Genomic DNA, 22,254 nt, shown 5'->3' on the forward strand with positions numbered 1-22,254 from the left:
GAAAAAAAACATTTGCAAATCGAAACCCTATTTCATACCTTTGCACTGTTCTTAAAATTATTGTCAGTTATCACGAAAGGCGGAGGGATAGACCCGATGAAACCTTAGCAACCCTTTATCATAAAGAAGGTGCTAAATTCTACTTTTATACAATATTTTTAGTATTCAAGATAGATAACACAAATACAAACTCGTATTTCTCAAAACTTTTCCAGACAACATACAATATACTGAAACAGATTCTGTATCAGGAGCGAATCATTGGCGCATTTTTGCAGTCAGTAGTTCCCGCTTTTCGTTGCAATCATTTTGCTTTTTAAAGAAAAAAGCAAAATAATTTCCACTTCAATCGGGGCTAATGAGCCAGCAATAGCGCACTTTTGGAATTAATGTGAATAAAAATGCGTATCCTAACAGGTTTTCAAAACCTGTTAGGTATGTTTTAAATAATAGAATAAAAAAGCTTGGCGCCTTAGCGTCTTTGCGGCAAAACGACATGGCAATAACAATTCAAGAAGCAATAAAAAAAAATATCCTAATCCTTGACGGAGCAATGGGAACAATGTTGCAACGCTATAATTTCTCAGAAGAAGATTTCAGAGGAGAGCGTTTCAAAGATTTTCCGCATCCTTTAAAAGGAAACAACGATTTACTATCCTTAACACAACCGCAAGCGATCCGCGATGTTCATGCTGCTTATTACGAAGCTGGTGCAGATATCGTAGAAACCAATACATTCTCAGGAACGACAATCGGTATGGCCGATTATCACATGGAAGATTTGGTTTACGAGTTAAATTATGAATCGGCAAAAATTGCAAGACAAGTAGCCGATGAGTTTACTGCAAAAAATCCAGAAAAACCACGTTTCGTAGCAGGTTCAATCGGACCGACAAACAGAACGGCAAGTATGTCACCAGACGTAAATGATCCAGGTTACAGAGCCGTTACGTTTGACGATTTGCGAATTGCGTACAAACAACAAGCAGAGGCTTTAATGGATGGTGGTTGCGATTTGCTTTTAGTAGAAACAATTTTCGATACACTAAATGCTAAAGCGGCACTTTTTGCAATTGAAGAAGTAAAAGAAGAACGAAATCTAGATATCCCAATCATGGTTTCAGGAACGATTACAGATGCCTCTGGAAGAACACTTTCAGGACAAACTGTAGAAGCATTTTTGATTTCAGTTTCGCATATTCCGTTATTAAGCGTAGGTTTCAATTGCGCCCTTGGTGCCGATTTGTTGAAACCGTATTTAAAAACATTAGCACATAATACAAGTTTTAATGTTTCAGCACATCCAAATGCAGGACTGCCAAATGCTTTCGGACAATATGATGAAACACCAGAACAGACACAAGCATTTATTAAAGAATATTTAGAAGACAATTTGATTAATATCATTGGAGGCTGTTGCGGAACAACTCCAGATCATATTCGATTGATGGCTGAGGTTGCGAAGGATTATAAACCTAGAGTTGCGCCGGTTTTTGAATAATTTAGAAAATTTTGTACAAATAAAAATTATGCTAAAAGCAAGTAAAATTCTTTTGATTTTTATTTTACTTAATTTTTGTTCTTGTGATAAATTAGATACAAGAGAACTTATTGTTAAAAATAGTTCTGATAAAATAATATATAGTATTCTATCCGAAAATGATAGTATGAATGATTCAGGCTTTTATTATGAATATCAAGATGATTTTAATGAAAGTAAAAGAGGAGATTATGATGCTCCATTTGTTTTCGAGGAAATTATGAGCGGAAAAATGATTACTAATAGCGATAGACCGAGATATTGGAATAATTATTTTCAAAGATTAGAAGATAAAAAAGCAAGGCTATTTATAGTAGAAAAGGATAGTGTAGATAAATATGGATGGAAAACAATATTTGCCAACAATATTTACAGTAAAAAATATTTTATCACTCTTGAGAAATTGGATAGTCTTAACTGGCGAATTGAATATAAAGGAGATAATTGAGAAAATCAAAGAGAATGAATTTCTTATGAAACCGAGTTTGCGTGAGGGATAGAAGTGAAAAGCCCACAGCCTGACGAAGGAAGAGCGAGGACTTGTAACGGATAGCCCGGCCGAAGGACACGCCCAAAATAATAAACATAAATACCTACAAGGTTTTAAAAACCTCGGAGGAAAGAAAATAGAATAAAAAAAACTTAGAATCTAAGCATCTTAGAATCTTAGTAACTTAGAAAGAAATGACAGAAAAAAGAAGAGACCTTGTATTATCAGGATTAGAACCGTTGATTATTACGCCCGAAAGTGTTTTCGTGAATGTTGGTGAGCGTACGAATGTAACAGGTTCAAGAAAATTCTTGAGATTAATCAAGGAAGAGAAATATGACGAGGCGCTTGATATTGCAAGACAGCAGGTAGAAGGAGGAGCACAGATCATCGATATTAATATGGATGAAGGAATGCTTGACGGTGTTACTGCAATGACTAAATTTTTGAATTTAATCGCTGCAGAACCAGACATTTCAAGAGTGCCGATCATGATCGACAGTTCGAAATGGGAAATCATCGAAGCGGGTCTGAAAGTAGTACAAGGAAAAAGCGTTGTAAACTCGATTTCGTTAAAAGAAGGCGAAGAAGCATTTATTCATCATGCTCGATTAATCAAACGTTACGGTGCGGCGGCAATTATCATGGCTTTTGACGAAGTTGGTCAGGCGGATAATTACGATCGTAGAGTAGAGATTTGTCAGCGTTCGTATGATATTTTGGTAAACAAAGTTGGGTTTCCTCCACAGGATATTATTTTCGATTTGAATATTTTCCCAGTTGCAACGGGAATGGAAGAGCATAGATTGAACGCTTTGGACTTCTTTAGAGGTACAAAATGGGTTCGTGAAAACCTGCCTCACGCTCATATCAGCGGGGGAGTAAGTAACGTTTCGTTCTCTTTTAGAGGAAACGATACGGTTCGTGAAGCGATGCACTCGGTGTTTTTATATCACGCGATCAAGAACGGAATGACGATGGGAATCGTTAATCCTGAAATGTTGACGATTTACGATGATATTCCGAAAGACTTATTAGAACACGTTGAAGACGTAATTTTAGATAGACGCGACGATGCGACAGAACGACTTTTGGATTTTGCAGAAAATGTAAAAGGCGAAGCAAAAAGCGATGAAAAAGTTGTTCAAGAATGGCGTTTTGGAACCGTTCAGGAGCGTATTACGCATTCATTAGTAAAAGGAATTGATGCTTTTATTGAAGAAGATGTTGAAGAAGCACGTTTGGCTGCAACAAAACCAATCGAAGTTATCGAGATCAATTTGATGACGGGAATGAATGTCGTTGGAGATTTATTCGGAAGCGGAAAAATGTTCCTGCCTCAGGTGGTAAAATCGGCTCGTGTAATGAAAAAAGCGGTTGCATATTTACTGCCTTTTATCGAAGCGAGCAAACAAGCAGGAGACAAACAAGGAAACGGAAAAATCCTAATGGCAACCGTAAAAGGTGACGTTCACGATATAGGTAAAAACATCGTTTCGGTAGTTTTGGCTTGTAATAATTATGAGATTGTAGACTTAGGTGTAATGGTTCCTCCAGAGAAAATCATTGCAGCGGCAATCGAACATGAAGTTGATATTATTGGATTAAGCGGACTGATCACGCCTTCGCTTGACGAAATGGTGTATTTGGCCAAAGAATTAGACAAACAAAATATTAAAATCCCGATTATGATTGGCGGGGCAACAACTTCTCGTGCGCATACTGCCGTGAAAATTGCACCACAATATAGAGAAACTGTAATTCACGTAAACGATGCTTCGAGAGCCGTTACCGTTGCAGGAAATCTGTTAGATCATAACCGAAAAATATATGCGGCAGATATTCGTGCAGAATACGATTCGTTTAGAGAAACATTCTTAAATCGTTCAAGAGATAAAAACTTCCTGACGATTGAAGATGCGCGTAAAAACAAATTACCATTAGATTGGTCGGAATACACACCGACCAAACCAAAAGTAATTGGAGCACAAACCATCGAAATAGAATTGGATGTTTTGGTTCCATATATCGACTGGACGCCATTTTTTCAGACTTGGGAATTGTACGGTAAATATCCTGCGATTTTAACCGATGAGGTTGTGGGAGAACAAGCGACTTCTGTTTTTAACGATGCTCAGGCAATGTTAAAAGTGATTTTAGAAGAGAAAAAATTAAAAGCAAAAGGTATTTACGGAATTTTCCCTGCGAATCAGGTTGATGATGACGATATCGAATTGCGTGATGAAAACGGAAAAGTTTTGGAGAAATTCTTAACGCTTCGTCAGCAGTCACAAAAAACAAAAGGTGCTCCAAACATTGCTTTAGCCGATTTTATTCTGCCAAAAGAAAGCGGAATTGAAGATTATATGGGAGCTTTTTGTGTAACCACAGGTTTTGGTGTAGATGAATGGGCTGCGGAATACGAAAAAAATCTAGACGATTATAATTCGATTATGGTGAAGGCTCTTGCAGATCGTTTCGCTGAGGCTTTCGCCGAATATCTTCACGAGAGAGTTCGTAAAGATTTCTGGGGTTATGATGCAGAAGAATCTCTGACCAATGAAGAATTGATTAAAGAAAATTATAAAGGAATTCGTCCGGCGCCAGGTTATCCGGCTTGTCCTGATCACTTGGAAAAACCAACTATTTGGAAACTTTTAAATGTAGCCGAAGAAATTGGAGTTACCTTGACAGAAAGCATGGCAATGTGGCCAGCTTCTTCAGTTTCAGGATATTATTTTGGAAATCCAAAAAGCCGATATTTTGGACTCGGAAAAATAAAAGAAGATCAGGTAGTAGATTACGCCAAACGACGTAATGTTCCTACTGATTATGCCATGAAATGGTTAAATCCTAATATAGCAGACTAGAATAGTTGATGGTTGATGGTTTTTGGTTGATAGATTACTATAGAAGAACCAACAACTGTCAATCATCAACAAACAACTAATAAAAATGGAATACAGTAAATTGGAAGTTTGGATTGAAGCGCGGAAGTTGGTGAATTTATTGTATGACTCTTCTAAACTGTTTCCAAAGGAAGAATTATTTGGATTGACAAATCAGATGAGAAGAGTAGCAATCTCAATTCCTTCAAATATAGCGGAAGGTTGTGGGCGTCAAACATCAAAAGACACAATACACTTTCTTCATATTTCACGAGGATCATTATATGAATTAGAAACACAATATTATTTAGCATTGGATCAAAAATATATTGATGAGAGTACATTTAATATTGTATTGGCACAAATTCAAACTTGTAAAAAGTTATTAAACGGTTTTATTAACTACTATAAAAAATTAATGTAGTTGAAGTTGTAATTGTTGAGTTCATAAGAACCATCAACCATCAACCAAAAACTATCAACTAAAAAATAATGAAAGTAACAGAACATATAGAAAACGCCAAAGGAAAAACATTATTCTCATTTGAAATTATTCCGCCGCAGAAGGGGAAAAGCATTCAGGAATTATACGATAATATTGATCCGTTAATGGAGTTTAAACCACCGTTTATTGATGTAACTACTTCTCGTGAAGAGTATATTTATATTGATCGCGGTAATGGACTTTTGGATAAAAAACTGACTCGTATGCGTCCAGGAACCCTTGGAATTTGCGCTTCTATTAAACATAAATACAATGTAGATACCGTTCCGCATTTGCTTTGCGGTGGATTTACACAAGAAGAAACCGAATATATGTTGGTTGATTGCCAATATTTAGGAATCAACAATGTAATGGCACTTCGTGGTGATGCAATGAAAGACGAACAATCTTTTGTTCCTAAAGCGGGTGGAAATCATTATGCAATTGATTTGGTTCGCCAAATTAATGATCTAAATTGCGGAAAATATCTTCACGAGGTAATGGATGTTGACAATAAAGCTGACTTCTGTATTGGTGTTGCAGGTTATCCTGAAAAACATTTAGAATCACCATCCTTACAATCGGATTTAAAAAGATTAAAAGAAAAAGTAGACGCAGGAGCAGATTACGTGGTAACACAAATGTTTTTTGACAACTCGAAATATTTTGCCTTTGTAGAAAAAGCAAGAGAAATAGGCATCACAATTCCAATTATCCCTGGAATCAAACCAATTGCGGTTCAAAGACATTTACAGGTTTTACCACAGATTTTTAGAATCGATTTACCTGAAGATTTAATTGATGCGGTTGATAAATGCAAAAACAACGCTGAAATCAAACAAGTCGGAATCGAATGGGCGATTCAACAGTCATTAGAATTAAAAGCAGCGGGAGTTCCTTTTTTGCATTATTATTCAATGGGAAAATCGGAGAATATTCGTCAGATTGCAAGTCAGGTTTTTTAAGGGTTTTATCTTATTTCAGGTAATTTCATATAGTTTTGTCATTCCGAGGAACGAGGAATCTCCGCAAGTAGCTCCATCCAGTGAATCGCCAATCTTTGTCGAGTTTCTTGCGGAGATTCCTCGTTCCTAGGAATGACAAAAATGACATTGAATCCGTTAGTGAGGTTGCTTCGTTCCTCGCAATGACAAACGAGGCTTGGAATTTGGATTTTTTTAATTTGGAATTTAAACATAACCATCATGAAACAAGAAGAACTACAAGCCATAGCCTCTCAATTAAAAAATCCGTCGGGAGAAAAAGGAATCGAAATGGGCAATATGATGAACGAAACGAACATCAATATGACCAAACATTCGATTCAGAATCTAAATATTTCAAACGAAAATAGAATTCTAGAACTAGGCCACGGAAATGCTGGTCATGTTGAATTTTTGTTTGAACAAGTTGAAAAATTAAAATACTACGGACTGGAAATGTCGGAATTGATGTTTCAGGAAGCACGCCAAATTAATCGAAATTTCGTTTCTCAAAAACAAGCTTTCTTTTCACTTTATGATGGAAATACAATTCCGTTTGAAGATGAATTATTCGATAAAATTTTTACCGTAAATACCATTTATTTCTGGCAGAAACCTGAAGAATTACTTTTAGAAATCTACAGAGTTTTAAAACCAAATGGAAATTTCTGTCTAACATTTGCCGAAGAAGATTTCATGAAGAAACTTCCGTTTACGCAATTTGAGTTTGAGCTTTACAGCACAGAAAAAGCGCAGGAATTGATTAAGAAAACGCCTTTTAAAATCGTTTATACAGAAACTCAAACAGAAAAAGTAAAAAGTAAAACTGGCGAATTGGTTGATAGAGCTTTTACAACGATTGTTCTGGAGAAGTAGTTGAAATTTTTAAACACATAAAAACATAGATTTTTCTTAGTTTTAGTTTAGAAGAATTAAAAGAAAAATACATTTTTTACGCATAGCTATGTTTGTTTAAATAAGTGAAATGCCCTTATACACAAAGAGAACTATGTTTCTATGTGTTAAAAAATAAAGGTTGCTGAATTCTAAACCCTTGTATCATTATGGAAGTTAAGAAAATCAATTTTTTGCAGAATTACAGCAGTATACTTTTGCTTCTAGGCGGAATTATAATCGGAAGTATTTTTGGATTAGTTTTCGGAGAAAAAGTTTTAGTCATAAAACCACTTGGTGATATTTTCCTGAATTTACTTTTTACAGCCATTATTCCACTTATCTTTTTTACAATTGGTTCTTCAATTGCTAATTTGGAAAGAACAGAAAAACTAGGAAAGTTGTTTGTCATAATGATATTAGTCTTTCTGGCGACGATTCTTATTTCGGCGATTGTTATGATTTTTGCTGTTTATCTTTTTCCGATTCATCAAGATATAGCCATTACGAAAGTTCCGTTTGAAGAAGTCCAATCAGGATCTACTGGAGATCAAATTGCTAAACTGCTCACGGCAAATGATTTCTTCGAATTGCTTTCGCGAAAAAGCATGCTGGCGTTGATTATTTTTTCTTTTTTAATTGGATTTGCCACATTGCAATCTGGAGAAAAAGGAAATGCTTTCAAGAGTTTTCTAGATTCTGGAAATGAAGTAATGAAACAGCTTTTGAACATCATAATGAAATTTGCGCCAATTGGTTTAGGCGCTTACTTTGCATATCAGGTTGGAATTTTTGGACCGCAATTGTTTGGCGTTTATGCAAAACCTATGGCGGTTTACTATGCTGCTTGTATCTTTTATTTCTTTGTGTTTTTTAGTTTGTATGCACTTGTCGCTGGCGGAAAAAGAGCTTTTAAAGTTTTTTGGAGCAACAATATTACTCCATCGTTGACAGCTATTGGAACTTGCAGCAGCATTGCAACAATTCCGGCAAATTTAGATGCAGCACAAAAAATGGGAATTCCAGCACATGTACGTAATTTGGTTATTCCGCTTGGTGCGCCTTTGCACAAAGATGGTTCGAGTATGTCATCAATCTTAAAAATTACTTTTTTGTTTGCCATGTTTGGGAAAGATTTTACAGATCCAATGACCATTCTTTTAGCGTTGGGAATTACTGTAATAGTTTCGATTGTCGAAGGAGGAATTCCAAACGGAGGTTATATTGGAGAAATCTTAGCCATAACAGTTTACGGTTTTCCTATGGAACAAGCTTTGCCAGTCGCCATGATTTTAGGAACTCTAGTTGATCCGATTGCTACTCTGCTAAATGCAAACGGAGATGTAATTTGTTCGATGATGGTTTCACGATTTTCGGATAAAACTAAATGGTAGTTTAATAAAAGAATTTTAAAATTTCAAATCTGCGTTATCTGCATATTCTTACTGAAACTTAGCGAGTAGTTCATTTAATAAAAATTTTATAAAATCTGTTTTCATCTGAATCGATCAGCATGAAATCTAATATTCTATAGCATGAATTCAATATTACAACACGATCTAAACAATTTCCAAAATATTTTAGATAAAACACAACAGACAGGAATTGATTTTCTGAGTAACTTGGAAGATATTCCAACTTCAAATAAATATTCGATTGATCCTCAAAAAGAACTAAATGAACTTGGATTAGGTTCATTAGGAGCTTTAGAAGAATTCAATCAAAGATTAGCGCCTTTAATGGTTTCTTCACCTGGGCCTAGATACTGGGGATTTGTCACTGGGGGTTCTACTCCGGCATCTATAGTTGGAGATTGGTTGGCTGCGGTTTACGATCAAAATCCACAAGCTTTTAGCAGTCAGGGAGGTGTATCGGCTTTAATTGAGGCAGAAACCATCAATCTTTTATTAGAACTTCTAGAGTTGCCAGATCATTTTTCAGGCGGATTTGTTACGGGGGCAACGATGTCCAATTTTACCAATCTGGGTGTTGCAAGACAGTGGTTTGGAGCGCAGTTTGGAAAAGATTTTGCCAAACACGGAATTTCAGAAAAAATGAATATTCTAACTGCAACACCACATTCTTCTTCTGTAAAATCCCTCTCAATGCTTGGAGTTGGAAGCCAGAATTATACTTTAGTAAAAACTGTTGAAGGAAATAGAGAAGCGATTGATATTACTGATTTAGAAAATAATATTGCCAGTTTAAATGGGAAACCTTTCATTTTAATTTCTAGTGCGGGAACTGTAAATACTGCCGATTTTGATGATTTTGAAGCTATTTCTGAACTTAGAAAAAAATATAAATTTTGGTGGCATATTGACGCCGCATTTGGTGGATTTGCTGCTGTTTCAGAAAAATACAAACATCTTGTTGCGGGTTGGGAAGGAGCAGACAGTATCACAATTGATTGTCATAAATGGTTGAATGTACCTTACGAAAGCGCTTTCTATCTAATTAAAAAAGAGCACATTAATTTACAAATAGAAACATTCCAAAATTCTAATGCACCTTATCTAGGAAATCCACTGGAAAATTTTAATTATTTGAATGTTCTTCCTGAAAATTCACGCCGACTTCGTGCGCTGCCAGCTTGGTTTTCGCTGAAAGCATATGGAAAAGAAGGTTACAGATCTATAATTGAAAATAGTACTTCGCTTGCGTTGCATTTTGCTAATGCTTTAATCGAACAGGAATATTTTGAGTTGCTTGCTCCAATTCGTTTAAACAATGTTTGTTTTACTTTAAAAGGAAATGAAAATCAAGATAAAGTATCTCAATTTTTAACGAAGTTGAACGATAGTGGAAAAGTATTTATGACGCCAACCATCTATCAAAACCGAAAAGGAATCAGAGCTTCTTTTGTCAATTGGCGAACGACAGAAGAAGATGTAAGAATTGTAATTCAGGAAATGATTGAAGTTTTTCAGGAAATATAATGATCTAAAAACAGAAGAGCCTGTTTGAAGGAACAGGCTCTTAACTAACACAAAAAAAAACAAAAAACTAGGTATTTAAAGAACGAATTTTAAATGCGGTATGTAAATGCAATTGTCGCAATACGATTGTCTAGATCATATCTTTTGTCTATTCCCGTTTGCGCAACGACAGATTTAATGTAGAAGTTATTGGTATTAAAAACATCGGTAAAATTCAATTTGATGTTTCCCTTTTTAGCTAAAATTTGTTTTGAAACACCGATACTGAAATCAAAGAAACCGTCTCTTTGGTAAACGCCAAGATTAGATTTAGATTGATATTGAGCATTTCCTTCCGCTTTCCAAGTTTCGCTTATCGTAAACGAGTTTTGAACGCTTAAATTCAAAGTCATAATCGGATCTATGGTATTGCTGTTTAAAACATTCCCCATAAATTTATTTTCAAAAACATTGAATAAGGTATTAAAAGACCACCATTTATAAAATTCTACTGTATTAGTAATGTTGATGCCATAATTGTATGATTTGTCAACATTTATTTGTGTGGTAACCGTTGTATTCGTGTCTGGATTGTAATTGTAAACTTCTGTAAAAACATCTTTTGTGCTGTTGAAATAAACAGAAGCCATAAAATTACTTTTCCATGCGTAACCAATTTCCATTGCATGCGTAATCTCCGGAATCAAGTTCGGATTTCCCTGCGAATAATTGAATGAATCATCATAAAAACGGAATGGATTCAAGTCAAACTGGCTCGGTCTATTGATTCTTTTACTGTAAGAAGCGTGCGCAGAATGGTTATTTGTGAATTCGTATTTTAAAGAAAGACTGGGAAACCATTTTAAATAGTCATCTTTATGTTCTTCATTTAAGGTTTTTTGATCAATATTGATAGCGGTATATTCTGATCTTAAACCAACTTGAACGTTCAATTTTTCCAGTTGATATTTATAATTCACATAAGCGGCATAAATCTGTTCGTTGTATTCAAAATGATTGGTCGAATTAAAATCTATTAACCATTGATTATTTTCATAGTATTCGTAAACAGAAGGATTATCATTATTTTTAATGCTGGCTTTTAAACCATATTCTAGAGATTGTTTTTCCTTAAACGGATTTACAAAATCTACTTTACCAGTAAATACTTTTAACTGAGACGGAATATAACCACGACGGTCATTTACAACAGTTGCATTTGCAGTATTATCTGCACTTTGAAATTGATTCGATCTGAATTTAGATGTTTCATACTCAAAATCGAAAGCCATATTTTTTCCTTCGTTATTAAACTTATGCAATCCAGAAAATGCATACGTATAATCGTTCCATTTTTCTTTACTATCGTTATAAGTCGCAGCATCAAAAATGGGCTGATTGGCTGTGTTTACAACTTTATTTGTTCCATCGGCCATATTTTGGTATCGGCCAATTTTGGCATCAACATAAAATTCTAAACTTGTTTTTGGCGACACTTCATATTGCGTTCCAATTTTGAAATTATTTGATGTTAAAGGTTCGTCAGTAATAGAAGTCTGATGATTTTTAGATGCAATTTCCTGACGTGTCTGATCCGTATATTGAACTTGATTGAATTCTTTTTTCTCTTCTTCACCACGAAATGTGTAGCTGTAGTTTCCAAAAAGACCCCATTTGTCTTTGTTGTAATTTAAATTGAAACCAGAATTGGTTCTGTTTTTTCGGCCTCTTCCATAACTTGCAAAAGCAGTTCCTTTTAAGCCAGAAGCGTTTGGTTTTTTAAGGATAATATTGATAATTCCAGCTTTACCTGCCGCATCATATTTAGAAGAAGGATTCGTAATCACTTCAATTTGTTTGATGTTTGATGATGTTGTAGCTTTTAAATAATTAGCCAATTCTTTCTGAGAAAGCTGTGTCAATTTTCCGTTTATCATAACAGCAACACCTTGCTGGCCGCGAATGGACAAATCGCCGTCTTGAGATACGACAACGCCTGGTGCACGCGATAAAACATCAAGTGCAGTTCCGCCTTCAGAAACGATGCTGTTTTCTACATTAAAAACAAGACGATCCGATTTTTGAGTGTAAAGTACTTTCTTTTTGCTAATCACAATTTCATCTAAAGCTGTTATCGTTTCTACAATACTATCTGTTTCTTTTTCTGTTTGAGAAAATCCATACACCGAAAAAGTAAGCATTATGGAGGTTATAATATTTTTCATGTTGTTTTTATTTGGCAGAATCTAAATCATAATTTTTTCGGATCAGAATTTATTGCAGTACAATTTGTTCTAACTTGTCTGAAAACCTTTTTCGAAGATTTAGGGTCTGATTTAAAACAACAGAAATAATTTTTTTGAGGGTCTGGAGTATAGGTAACATACCGTGGCATTTAAAATTTGATTTGCCAAAGATAACACTATTTATAACAAGTCTAAATAAAAATAAAACTTTTTTATAGAAAATGCCTTAATTTGTTGATTTTTAGAGAAAAGAATTAAATTGAAAATAAAAAAAGCGGTTTGTTTTATTTAAAACAAACCGCTTTTTAACTGAAAACTGTTACTGAAAACTAAAAACTTACTTTGTAATTTCTCTAAAAACAGCTTCTAGATTTTTATTTTTCTGGTTCAATTGTAGTGTTTTTAAACCATTTTCGTTGGCAAAGTCAAAAATAGCAGGACGCATATCTTTTTCGGTAACAAAAGTCAGCTCCCAAGTCATGTCATGTGTATTTTTGTACGAAGAAATGTTTTCTAATTTTGCTAAAAGCTGTTCTTCTACTTTGTAATCAAACTCTACTTCAATAACTTGCTCTTTATTTGCGGTAACCAAATGATCTAATTTATTGTCGGCAACAATCTGTCCTTTGTCAATAATTATGACACGATCGCAAATGGCTTCAACCTCCTGCATGATGTGTGTGGATAAAAAAACTGTTTTATCTTTTCCTGCATTTTTAATCACATTACGAATTTCCATTAACTGATTCGGATCCAGACCTGTAGTTGGTTCATCTAAAATTAAGACATCTGGATTGTGCAATAAAGCGTTTGCCAATCCAACACGCTGGCGGTATCCTTTAGACAGCTGGCCAATTTTTTTATGGCTTTCAGGTGTCAGTCCTGTCAGCTCAATTACTTCTTCAATTCTAGATTTTGGCACGTTGTAAACATCTGCATTAAATGCCAAATATTCACGAACATACAAATCCAAATATAACGGATTATGCTCTGGTAAATAACCAATCGAACGCTGCACTTCTTTTGCATTCGTCATGACATCGTGACTGTTTACAAGGGCTGAGCCTTCATCTGCCAATAAATAGGTAGTCAAAATTTTCATTAAGGTAGATTTTCCAGCTCCATTTGGACCTAAAAATCCAACAATTTCTCCTTTCTGAATTGAGAAAGAAATTGAATTTAATGCTTTTTGCGTTCCGTAACTTTTTGATATGTTGTTTACTTCTATCGACATGGACTTTTTATTTGCTACAAAAGTAACGAGAAATAGTTTCGATTGCTACAATTTGTCTTTTAAAGTATTTATAAAAAAAATCGAAACGCCCAGAATTCACGGCATTGTTGTTGTTAAAGAAATGCTAAAATTAAAATAAACCCAAATCATGAAAAATTTTTTAGTGGTAGCTGCCCTAGCTATCTGCAGTTTTGCAAACGCGCAAAAAGGAACAATCTTAGTTGGAGGTAACATCGGATATACTTCTGATAAAACAGAATTTCAAGCTGGCGAAAGAACAGTAAACGAATTTAGTTTTTCTCCAAAAGTTGGTTACCAATTTCACGAAAACTGGACAGTTGGAGGTGAATTTACTGTTAGTTCTTATAATGACGATAACGGTATTACTGAAGAAAAAAACAATGCATTTAAATTAGGAGCTTTTGTTCGTTACACAATGCCATTAAGCCAAACTTTTTCTGTTTTTGCAGATATGGGTGCTGGTTTTCAAAATGCTAAATTTAAAGAATACGGTCCAGGAAATTCGTATGCAAAAACTAAAGCAGACGGAATGTATGTTGGCGTTACTCCGGCTCTTTTCATTAACATGAAAAAAGGTTTTGGTCTTAACTTTAGCATTGGAGGTTTAGGATACGAAACATTAAGTTACGATAACAATGGTGCAGATGTTAGTAGTTTTTACTTCAATTTCGGGCAAACATTCAACATCGGGATATCTAAAAACTTTTAATCTTAAGTTTTATATATTCAATTTCAGGAAGCACTCCAATTCGGGGTGCTTTTTTATTTTGTGAGAATCAGATTATATTTTTTTATGAATTTAAAGTATTGTAAATCAGTTTGTTTTGTGTTTTTTCTTGGAATGATTAAAAATAATGGCATTGTTGTTGTTAAATATGTATGAATTTAAATACAAATCAATTATGAAAAAAATGTTACTTATTCTTGCATTGGCTCTGTGCAGTTATGCAAATGCTCAAAAGGGATCTATTTTAGTTATGGGAAGTGTTTCATTCGATTCTCAGAAAAATTCAGATTCAAGATTGAATTTAGAAAGCAAACAAACCGGTTTTGCTATTCAACCAAAAATTGGATATCAATTTCACGAAAACTGGACAGCAGGTGTTGAAGGTAATTTTAGAAGTATTAATCAGAACTTTTTGGAAGAAAGCAAATACAAAGACAGAGTTTATGGATTTGGAGGATTTTTGCGTTACACACGACCTTTAAGTTCTATCTTTTCGGCTTACGCAGATTTTGGTGTTGGTTACCAAAATAGAAAAGAAACCAATACAATCTCAACAGGTCAATTTTATAATGATAGTGATGGAATTTATGCTAGTATAACACCGGCAATTTTTATTAATATTTCAAAAGGTTTTGGTCTGAATTTTAATATTGGTGGAATAAATTATACCGCTTTAAATAATGACACTACTTCTGGAAGTAGCTATAAATCGAAAGCATTTGGGTTTAATTTAGGTCAGTCATTTGCTATTGGTATTTCTAAAAACTTCTAATTTTTAGATTTTTAATATATATAAAGCACTTCAATTTGAAGTGCTTTTTTTTTGACTAAAGTTCTTATGAAAACTAAAAGTTCTGGTTTAGCCCCGATAGGAGCGGCATCCTTTTGTGTCTCGTTTTTTTCTAACGAGACAAAAAAGATATAGCGGATAGCGGGACAAAACGTCTATGAAATTGAAAATCTTCTGCTCCTAAAAAAAAACAATGCCAACTTGAAATCGTGAACATTCGATTGTTGCGATGTTTTGGATGATGTCATTTTCACAGATTAAAATGATTTTTTATACTTGATGTTTTAATTTTTTTGCCACGAATTTCACGAATTTCCACCAATTACTGTAAGCACTAATAATTTGTGTTAATTCGTGAAATTCGTGGCAAACAAAAAATCTAATCTTTTAAATCAAATTAATCTGTGGCATATTTTATCCTAAAATAAAGCGTATTTTTGAAATCTTAAATTACCAATTTAGATCAGCAATCTAAATCTTTAATCAACAATCTAAAATCAAATGAACTGGGAACAACTTTTATCATTAAAACGTCAAGGAGATACAAGCAAAAGATTACGCGTAGAACAAGATGATACACGTTTAGGTTTTGAGGTAGATTATGACCGAATTATTTTTTCTGCCGCTTTTAGAAGTTTACAAGATAAAACACAAGTTATTCCGCTTTCTAAAACAGATTTCGTTCATACACGTTTAACGCATAGTTTAGAAGTTTCGGTTGTTGGACGTTCGCTAGGACGTTTGGTTGGGAAAAGAATAATTGAGAAATATCCCTATTTAAAAGAAATTCACGGTTATCACATGAATGATTTTGGTGCTATTGTAGCGGCAGCTTCGTTAGCACATGATATCGGAAATCCACCTTTCGGACATTCTGGTGAAAAAGCAATTGGAGAATATTTTTCTATTGGAAAAGGGCAACAATTTAGAAGTCAATTAACCGATAAACAATGGCAAGATTTAATTGATTTTGAAGGAAATGCAAATGGATTTTCCGTATTAACAGCAAGCCGTCCGGGAATCGAAGGCGGACTTCGTATTTCGTACGCTACTTTGGGAGCTTTTATGAAATATCCAAAAGAAAGCCTTCCGAAAAAGCCAACCAATAATATTGCCGATAAAAAATATGGTTTTTTTCAGTCCGATAAATTATTTTTTGAAGAAGTAGCCAAAGATATGGGAATGATTGCCAATAAATCTGGTGATGATATTGGTTTTGAAAGACATCCTTTAGCTTATCTTGTAGAAGCTGCAGATGATATTTGCTACACAATTATCGATTTTGAAGACGGTATAAATTTAGGTTTAGTTTCAGAAGATTATGCTTTAGAATATCTAATTAAACTGGTAAAAGACAATATTGGTGTAGCAAAATATAAAACATTAGAAACGAAAGAAGATAGAATTAGCTATTTGCGCGCACTTGCAATTGGTTCTTTAATCAATGATGCAGTCGATGTTTTTATTGAAAATGAAGAAGCTATTCTTGCTGGAAATTTTCCGTATGCATTAACCGATAAAAGTAAATACAAAGCGCAGATGAATGATATCATCAAGCTAAGCGTTGAGAAAATCTACCAAAGCCGTGAAGTGATTGAGAAAGAAATAGTCGGGTATCAAATCATTCAAACATTATTAGATAAATTCATAACAGCATTCAATAATAAATACGAAGGAACTGCTTCTAATTATGATAAATTGATTTTGAAAATGCTGCCAGAAAAACATCATTTAGACAAAGGAAATTTATATGAAAGATTATTGCATATCTGCCATTATGTTTCACTTCTAACAGATGGAAATGCACTTGAATTATACGAAACAATTCAAGGACAGAAAAAGCGTTAAACTCATTGAGGTATAAATAAAAAAAAGCTTCTTTTAGAATAATCTGAAAGAAGCTTTTTTTATTTCTTATTTGAAGGCGTAAACTAAACCAACTCCGAGAACTTGTCTTAATTGCATTCTTGGTCCGTCATTTACTTGAGTTTTCGTTCCAGTAGTCGGATCAACAACATCTTTTTTAGTCTTGATATCGTCATCATAAATTAGATGAACTCCGATATTGGCTTTTACATAAGCATTTACTACAAGGTCTAATCGAGTGTCATAATCGATATCGACATTTCCAAATTTGTTTAAATAATCAGTATATAAGCTTAATCTGTTTTCGTAAAAAACGTTTTTGTAGATTTCATTTTTCATGTAAGCTGTAAAAAGTATACCAAATTCGGCTTTTACTTTCTGACCTTCTTCAATTAATATTTGCTGTGTAGGATCTAGCGGATCTGGCGCATAAATCGCCTTCTTAACCCCGAAAGAACCCTGATTAGCAAGATATTGATCTAATACTAAAGTTGTTTTTAATGTAATAGGAGAGAAATAGAAAACCCTGTTTTTAGCTTTATTGGCATTCTCGGCTCCAGCTCCCAGAAAGATATAAGCTGGTGCAAAAGGTTTAGAGATTGCAACATCTCTGTTTGGGTAATTATAACCGTTTGTAAACTGCGTATTGAAATTTAATTTTGAAGAATAATACCAGTTTGATGCTGTATCTTTTCTAAACCCGTAAGTCGAGTTAAACTGGAGAGCGTCGTCTGTCTTTCTCAGCTCAGTTCCGTCTTGCTTGTTTAGACCATATTTTACAATAAGCTCGTTAACCCATTTATGATTTTTCTTAGCATACGTTCTTCCAAATTCACCTTTAAATAAACCAGAAATAGAACTTGTTCCCCCGGCACTCCAATTCACAAATGCGATTTCAGAAATATCAAAACCTAATTGATTCTTTTTTGACCAATTGGAAGGCGGTTTAGGCGCTTGATTTGGACTTAAAGTGGTTTGTATAATTTGGGCAAAAATAGTAGATGTACTTAGCAGTAAAAATAGTAAAAGGGTTGAACGTAATAATTTCATTTGGTAATTGTTTTGGTGTCGCAAAATACTTATTTTGAATCGTTAGAAAAAAGTTTTACTAGACTTTTAACGTCAATATTACATAATTGTTGTAGCTGTTCTACTGTTCCATGTTCAATAAATTCGTCTGGAACACCTAAAATTTCAATATTGTTTTTGAAATTATTAGATGCTGCAAACTCTAAAACAGCACTTCCAAAACCACCTTTTTTAACACCATCTTCAATTGTTATTATTCTTTCAAAGTTGGTAAAAATATGGTTTAGTGTATTGATGTCTAATGGTTTAATAAAGCTAAAGTTATAATGTGCAATTTCGTTAGAATTGGTTGATTCTTTAAGAGCTGCTATAACATTATTTCCAATCGTTCCGGCCGACAGAACAGCAATTTTCGTACCATCTTTTAAACATTTTGCAGAACCGATTTCAGTTTTTTCATAATGTCCGAAATTTGCTACTTCCCAATTTGAAACAACGCCACGTCCTCTAGGATAACGAATCGCAATTGGATGCTCTAATCCTAATTGGGCGGTGTACAAAATGTTTTGAAGTTCAATTTCGTTAAGCGGTGCATAAATCATCATATTTGGAATCGAACGAAGATAAGCGATGTCAAAAACACCGTGATGCGTTGCGCCATCTTCGCCAACTAATCCTGCGCGGTCCAAACAAAAAATTACAGGTAAATTTTGCAATGCCACGTCATGAATAACCTGATCGTAGGCACGCTGTAAAAAAGTCGAATAAATATTGCAATACACAATCATGCCTTGAGTCGCCATTCCTGCGGCTAGCGTTACGGCATGCTGTTCGGCAATTCCCACATCAAAAGCGCGATCGGGGAGTTCATCCATCATAAATTTTAAAGAACTTCCAGAAGGCATTGCAGGCGTAATTCCGATTATTTTTTCATTCTTTTTGGCCAAATCTAAAATCGTTAAACCAAAAACATCCTGATATTTAGGCGGAAGATTTTCTTCAGATTTTAAATGAATTTCTCCAGTTGAAGCATCAAATTTTCCAGGCGCATGATATTTCACCTGATTTTCTTCTGCCTGTTGCAGACCTTTTCCTTTTGTAGTAACAATATGAAGGAATTTTGGACCTCTTATCTTTTTTAAACGATTTAATTCTTTGATTAATTTAGGAAGATCATGACCGTCAATAGGTCCAGAATAATCAAAATTCAAAGATTTAATCATGTTATTCTGTCTCGGATTTTTTCCGTTTTTAACCGAAGTAAGGTATTTTTTTAAAGCACCTACACTCGGATCGATTCCGATTGCATTGTCATTCAAAATAACTAAAATATTGGCATCGGTAACTCCGGCGTGATTTAAACCTTCAAAAGCCATTCCGCTCGCAATAGAAGCATCGCCAATTACGGCAATATGTTCTTTTTCGAAATCGCCTTTTAATTTAGAAGCAATCGCCATTCCTAAAGCGGCAGAAATAGAAGTAGAAGAATGCCCAACGCCAAAAGTATCGTATACACTTTCGCTTCTTTTAGGGAAACCAGAAATGCCGTTTATTTGACGGTTCGTATCGAAGTTTTCTCTTCTTTCAGTCAGGATTTTATGACCGTAAGCTTGGTGGCCAACATCCCAAACCAATAAATCTTCTGGAGTATTAAAAATATAATGCAGAGCAATAGTAAGTTCTATAACGCCGAGACTCGCACCCAAATGCCCTTCTTTTACGGAAACCACATCAATAATAAACTGACGTAATTCCTGAGCAACTTGAGTAAGCTGTTCTTCGCTTAAAAGACGTAAATCGGCAGGGTTATATATTTTTGAGAGTAAATCGCTTTTCATTATTAAGGTAAAAAGCAAATTTACGGTTTTAAATTTAAATTTTATTATTGAAGTCTATTGTAATACAATTGGTAAAGAATATAGTCTTCGAGCTTTTTTACCATTAATTTCTCCTGGTTGCCATTTCGGACATAAACTAAAAACCCTAGCAATTTCTTTCTCAGTAACATCATCAATAGCTGGTTCAGATCGGAGGTAAGTGACAGATCCATTTCTTTCTACTACAAAAGAGAGTCGGATTTTTAGATTTGCACTTTCTGAATTTTCGGTTTTTTTAAATTCTTTTTCGATAAAGTTGTAGAATTGTTCAATTCCGCCAGGAAATTCTGCGTTTGTTTCAATAGCAATTCCCCCATTATAAACAACATCTTCATTCTGAGAATCATTTTTCTTCTCTGATTTTGTTGAAGAGGGCTTAGAAGAATTTTTGTTTTTTGTTTTTTGATCTTCTAAAATTACTTCACCACTGATTCTATTTGTATTTTTTTCAGAATTTGTAATGTTATCATGCTCTTTGGAAGGCGGAGGTGGCGGAGGCGGAACATCACACGTAGAATCATTTTTGTGAATTTTAGCTTTTCCAATAGGACTATCAATTTTGGGCGGATCATCTGTAATTTCAACTTTTTCAATCTTTTGTTTAGTTCCATCTTTTCTTTGGCAACTAAACAGCGTTGTCCCCATTGCTACAAACAAAGCCAGCAAGAATATTTTTCGATAATGAGTTTGTGAATACAAAACGCGATTAGGAATTTGAATGGTAATGGTGTCTAATTGTGATTTTTTGAATCTTCCACAGATTTTTTCATTTTTATTTTGAATAAAAAAGTGCTGAATTTCTTCTGGAAGCATCGACGTAAAATCAATAACCGTTTTAGAACAGCTCAAACAAAAACGGCCATTTTCATTTGGCTTCATTGTGTTCCAGTCTTCGTGGCAAGGTTCGGGAATACTGATTTTATGCTTTTTCATTTATTTAATTCTAATAGGTAAAACATAAGTTGATCTGACAATACGGTTTTTCAGTTTTCCGGGAATCCAATTTGGAGCTATTTTTAAAACTCTAATAGCTTCTTCTCCTATTTCTTTCGGCGTATTTTTAACGATGTTGAAATTACTCAGACTACCATCTTTTTCGATAACAAATATAATAAAACCTCTCCCTCTAAATTCTTCTGCTGTCTTTGGAGTAAGATAATTTTGGGTAAAAAAAGCATTAAACTTTTTCATTCCATTTTCTGGAACAGGTGGAACATCTAAATCTGTTGAATGGTATATAATGTCATACCTGAAATTTCCTGTTTCAATAGGATTCGGAGGTAGCAAGGCGCCTACTACAAATCTTTCTTCAGGTTGTTTATATTTTGTTTTTTTAGATTCGATCTGATGGCCGTAACATGAAGGCGGAACTTCATCTTCATCTTGATCTGCATTGTCTACAATTTCAATTTTATCAATCTTGGTTTTGTTTCCCCCTTTATCTGAGCAACTAAACAAAGTCGATCCCATAGCAATAAATAAAGCCAACAAAAACATTTTATGATAATTGGTTTGAGTATATATAACCCGACTTGGAATTTGAATTGTAATGGTGTCTAATTGCGATTTTCTAAACCTCCCGCAAATTTGCTCATTTTGATTTTGAATGAAAAAATGCTGAATTTCTTCCGGCAACATTGAAGAAAAATCTATAACTGTTTTAGAACAACTCATACAAAAACGACCATTATCCTTAGGAGTCATTTTGTCCCAGTTTTCTCGGCAAGGTTCCGGAATAATCAATTTGTATTTTTGTTCCATATTCAAATTTCAAAATTTAAATGTAATAAAAAATACATTCTAAAATCCTATTTTTGCAACTATGATAAATCCTTTCACAGACGAGTATTTTATGAAAAAAGCTTTGCAGGAGGCTGAAATGGCTTTTGAAAAAGGCGAAATTCCTGTTGGAGCTGTAATTGTCGTTGCAGATAAAGTAATTGCAAGAAGTCATAATTTAACCGAGTTGCTAAATGATGTTACCGCTCATGCAGAGATGCAGTCGATAACTGCAGCCGCCAATTTCTTGGGCGGAAAATATTTAAAAGATTGTACACTTTATGTAACGCTCGAACCTTGTCAAATGTGCGCAGGCGCTTTGTATTGGAGTCAAATTTCTAAAATCGTTTTTGGCGCACGCGACGAACAACGTGGTTTTTTAAATATGGGAACAAAATTGCACCCGAAAACTACTGTGATCTCTGGTGTAATGGCAAATGAAGCGGCAGATTTAATGAAACGTTTTTTTATTGAAAGACGTAAATAAG

Annotated in this window: 18 protein-coding genes and 1 riboswitch; of the genes, 12 read left to right on the plus strand and 6 right to left on the minus strand. The window is 34.3% G+C overall.

The genetic code is table 11. The features are described from left to right. Positions 1 to 64 precede the first annotated feature (64 nt). Positions 65 to 181, plus strand: a riboswitch (SAM riboswitch). A 315-nt stretch (positions 182 to 496) separates the two neighbouring features. From LL966_RS15775 to LL966_RS15810, 8 genes are all read left to right on the plus strand, one after another. Continuing rightward, a complete protein-coding gene (locus LL966_RS15775) occupies positions 497 to 1,501 on the plus strand; it encodes a homocysteine S-methyltransferase family protein (RefSeq protein WP_229354580.1) in 1,005 nt (334 codons plus the stop codon). Positions 1,502 to 1,529: 28 nt separating this feature from the next. After that, positions 1,530 to 1,988, plus strand: a complete 459-nt coding sequence (locus tag LL966_RS15780; RefSeq protein WP_229354582.1) for a hypothetical protein — start codon at positions 1,530 to 1,532, stop codon at positions 1,986 to 1,988. 236 nt (positions 1,989 to 2,224) lie between these two features. Then, positions 2,225 to 4,900 (plus strand): methionine synthase, encoded by a 2,676-nt coding sequence (gene metH, locus LL966_RS15785; protein WP_229354584.1) that lies wholly within the window; start codon positions 2,225 to 2,227, stop codon positions 4,898 to 4,900. A gap of 85 nt (positions 4,901 to 4,985) precedes the next feature. After that, positions 4,986 to 5,342 (plus strand): four helix bundle protein, encoded by a 357-nt coding sequence (locus LL966_RS15790; protein WP_229354585.1) that lies wholly within the window; start codon positions 4,986 to 4,988, stop codon positions 5,340 to 5,342. Positions 5,343 to 5,410: 68 nt separating this feature from the next. Further along, positions 5,411 to 6,367 (plus strand): methylenetetrahydrofolate reductase [NAD(P)H], encoded by a 957-nt coding sequence (gene metF, locus LL966_RS15795; protein ID WP_229354587.1) that lies wholly within the window; start codon positions 5,411 to 5,413, stop codon positions 6,365 to 6,367. A 240-nt stretch (positions 6,368 to 6,607) separates the two neighbouring features. Next, entirely contained in the window at positions 6,608 to 7,261 is a 654-nt protein-coding gene (locus tag LL966_RS15800; protein WP_229354589.1) for a class I SAM-dependent methyltransferase, read from the plus strand. A gap of 188 nt (positions 7,262 to 7,449) precedes the next feature. Further along, on the plus strand, positions 7,450 to 8,673 hold the full coding sequence (locus tag LL966_RS15805; RefSeq protein ID WP_229354590.1) for a dicarboxylate/amino acid:cation symporter: 1,224 nt from the start codon (positions 7,450 to 7,452) through the stop codon (positions 8,671 to 8,673). Positions 8,674 to 8,814: 141 nt separating this feature from the next. Further along, positions 8,815 to 10,218 (plus strand): pyridoxal phosphate-dependent decarboxylase family protein, encoded by a 1,404-nt coding sequence (locus LL966_RS15810; RefSeq protein ID WP_229354591.1) that lies wholly within the window; start codon positions 8,815 to 8,817, stop codon positions 10,216 to 10,218. Between the two features lie 89 nt (positions 10,219 to 10,307). On the opposite strand, the gene LL966_RS15815 is transcribed toward LL966_RS15810, so the two are convergent. Further along, positions 10,308 to 12,422, minus strand: a complete 2,115-nt coding sequence (locus tag LL966_RS15815; RefSeq protein ID WP_229354592.1) for a TonB-dependent receptor domain-containing protein — start codon at positions 12,420 to 12,422, stop codon at positions 10,308 to 10,310. Positions 12,423 to 12,780: 358 nt separating this feature from the next. Continuing rightward, positions 12,781 to 13,677: a gliding motility-associated ABC transporter ATP-binding subunit GldA gene (gene gldA / locus LL966_RS15820; protein ID WP_229354593.1), complete on the minus strand. Its 897-nt coding sequence runs from the start codon at positions 13,675 to 13,677 to the stop codon at positions 12,781 to 12,783. A 148-nt stretch (positions 13,678 to 13,825) separates the two neighbouring features. Between gldA and LL966_RS15825 the strand changes: the two genes are divergently transcribed. The 3 genes from LL966_RS15825 (at position 13,826) to LL966_RS15835 (ending at position 17,063) form a co-directional block, all read left to right on the plus strand. Next, complete coding sequence (locus LL966_RS15825; RefSeq protein WP_229354594.1) at positions 13,826 to 14,407, plus strand: outer membrane beta-barrel protein; 582 nt, start codon at positions 13,826 to 13,828, stop codon at positions 14,405 to 14,407. A 193-nt stretch (positions 14,408 to 14,600) separates the two neighbouring features. Beyond that, positions 14,601 to 15,197: an outer membrane beta-barrel protein gene (locus LL966_RS15830; protein ID WP_229354595.1), complete on the plus strand. Its 597-nt coding sequence runs from the start codon at positions 14,601 to 14,603 to the stop codon at positions 15,195 to 15,197. Positions 15,198 to 15,716: 519 nt separating this feature from the next. After that, positions 15,717 to 17,063, plus strand: a complete 1,347-nt coding sequence (locus tag LL966_RS15835) for a deoxyguanosinetriphosphate triphosphohydrolase (protein WP_229354596.1) — start codon at positions 15,717 to 15,719, stop codon at positions 17,061 to 17,063. Between the two features lie 66 nt (positions 17,064 to 17,129). Here LL966_RS15835 and LL966_RS15840 read toward each other — a convergent pair whose 3' ends face one another. Genes LL966_RS15840 through LL966_RS15855 form a run of 4 tightly spaced genes read right to left on the minus strand, consistent with a single transcriptional unit; the run spans position 17,130 to position 21,748 of the window. Next, a complete protein-coding gene (locus LL966_RS15840; protein ID WP_229354598.1) occupies positions 17,130 to 18,131 on the minus strand; it encodes a DUF3078 domain-containing protein in 1,002 nt (333 codons plus the stop codon). Between the two features lie 29 nt (positions 18,132 to 18,160). Beyond that, positions 18,161 to 19,948, minus strand: coding sequence for a 1-deoxy-D-xylulose-5-phosphate synthase (locus LL966_RS15845; RefSeq protein WP_229354600.1), 1,788 nt, complete (start codon positions 19,946 to 19,948; stop codon positions 18,161 to 18,163). 54 nt (positions 19,949 to 20,002) lie between these two features. Further along, on the minus strand, positions 20,003 to 20,920 hold the full coding sequence (locus LL966_RS15850; protein WP_229354601.1) for a hypothetical protein: 918 nt from the start codon (positions 20,918 to 20,920) through the stop codon (positions 20,003 to 20,005). Then, complete coding sequence (locus tag LL966_RS15855) at positions 20,921 to 21,748, minus strand: energy transducer TonB (RefSeq protein ID WP_229354602.1); 828 nt, start codon at positions 21,746 to 21,748, stop codon at positions 20,921 to 20,923. Between the two features lie 61 nt (positions 21,749 to 21,809). On the opposite strand from LL966_RS15855, the gene LL966_RS15860 reads away from it, so the two are divergent. Further along, positions 21,810 to 22,253 (plus strand): nucleoside deaminase, encoded by a 444-nt coding sequence (locus LL966_RS15860; RefSeq protein ID WP_229354604.1) that lies wholly within the window; start codon positions 21,810 to 21,812, stop codon positions 22,251 to 22,253. The last annotated feature ends 1 nt before the right edge of the window (position 22,254 follow it).

The sequence above is a fragment of the Flavobacterium chungbukense genome (assembly GCF_020805785.1).
Lineage (GTDB): Bacteria > Bacteroidota > Bacteroidia > Flavobacteriales > Flavobacteriaceae > Flavobacterium > Flavobacterium chungbukense.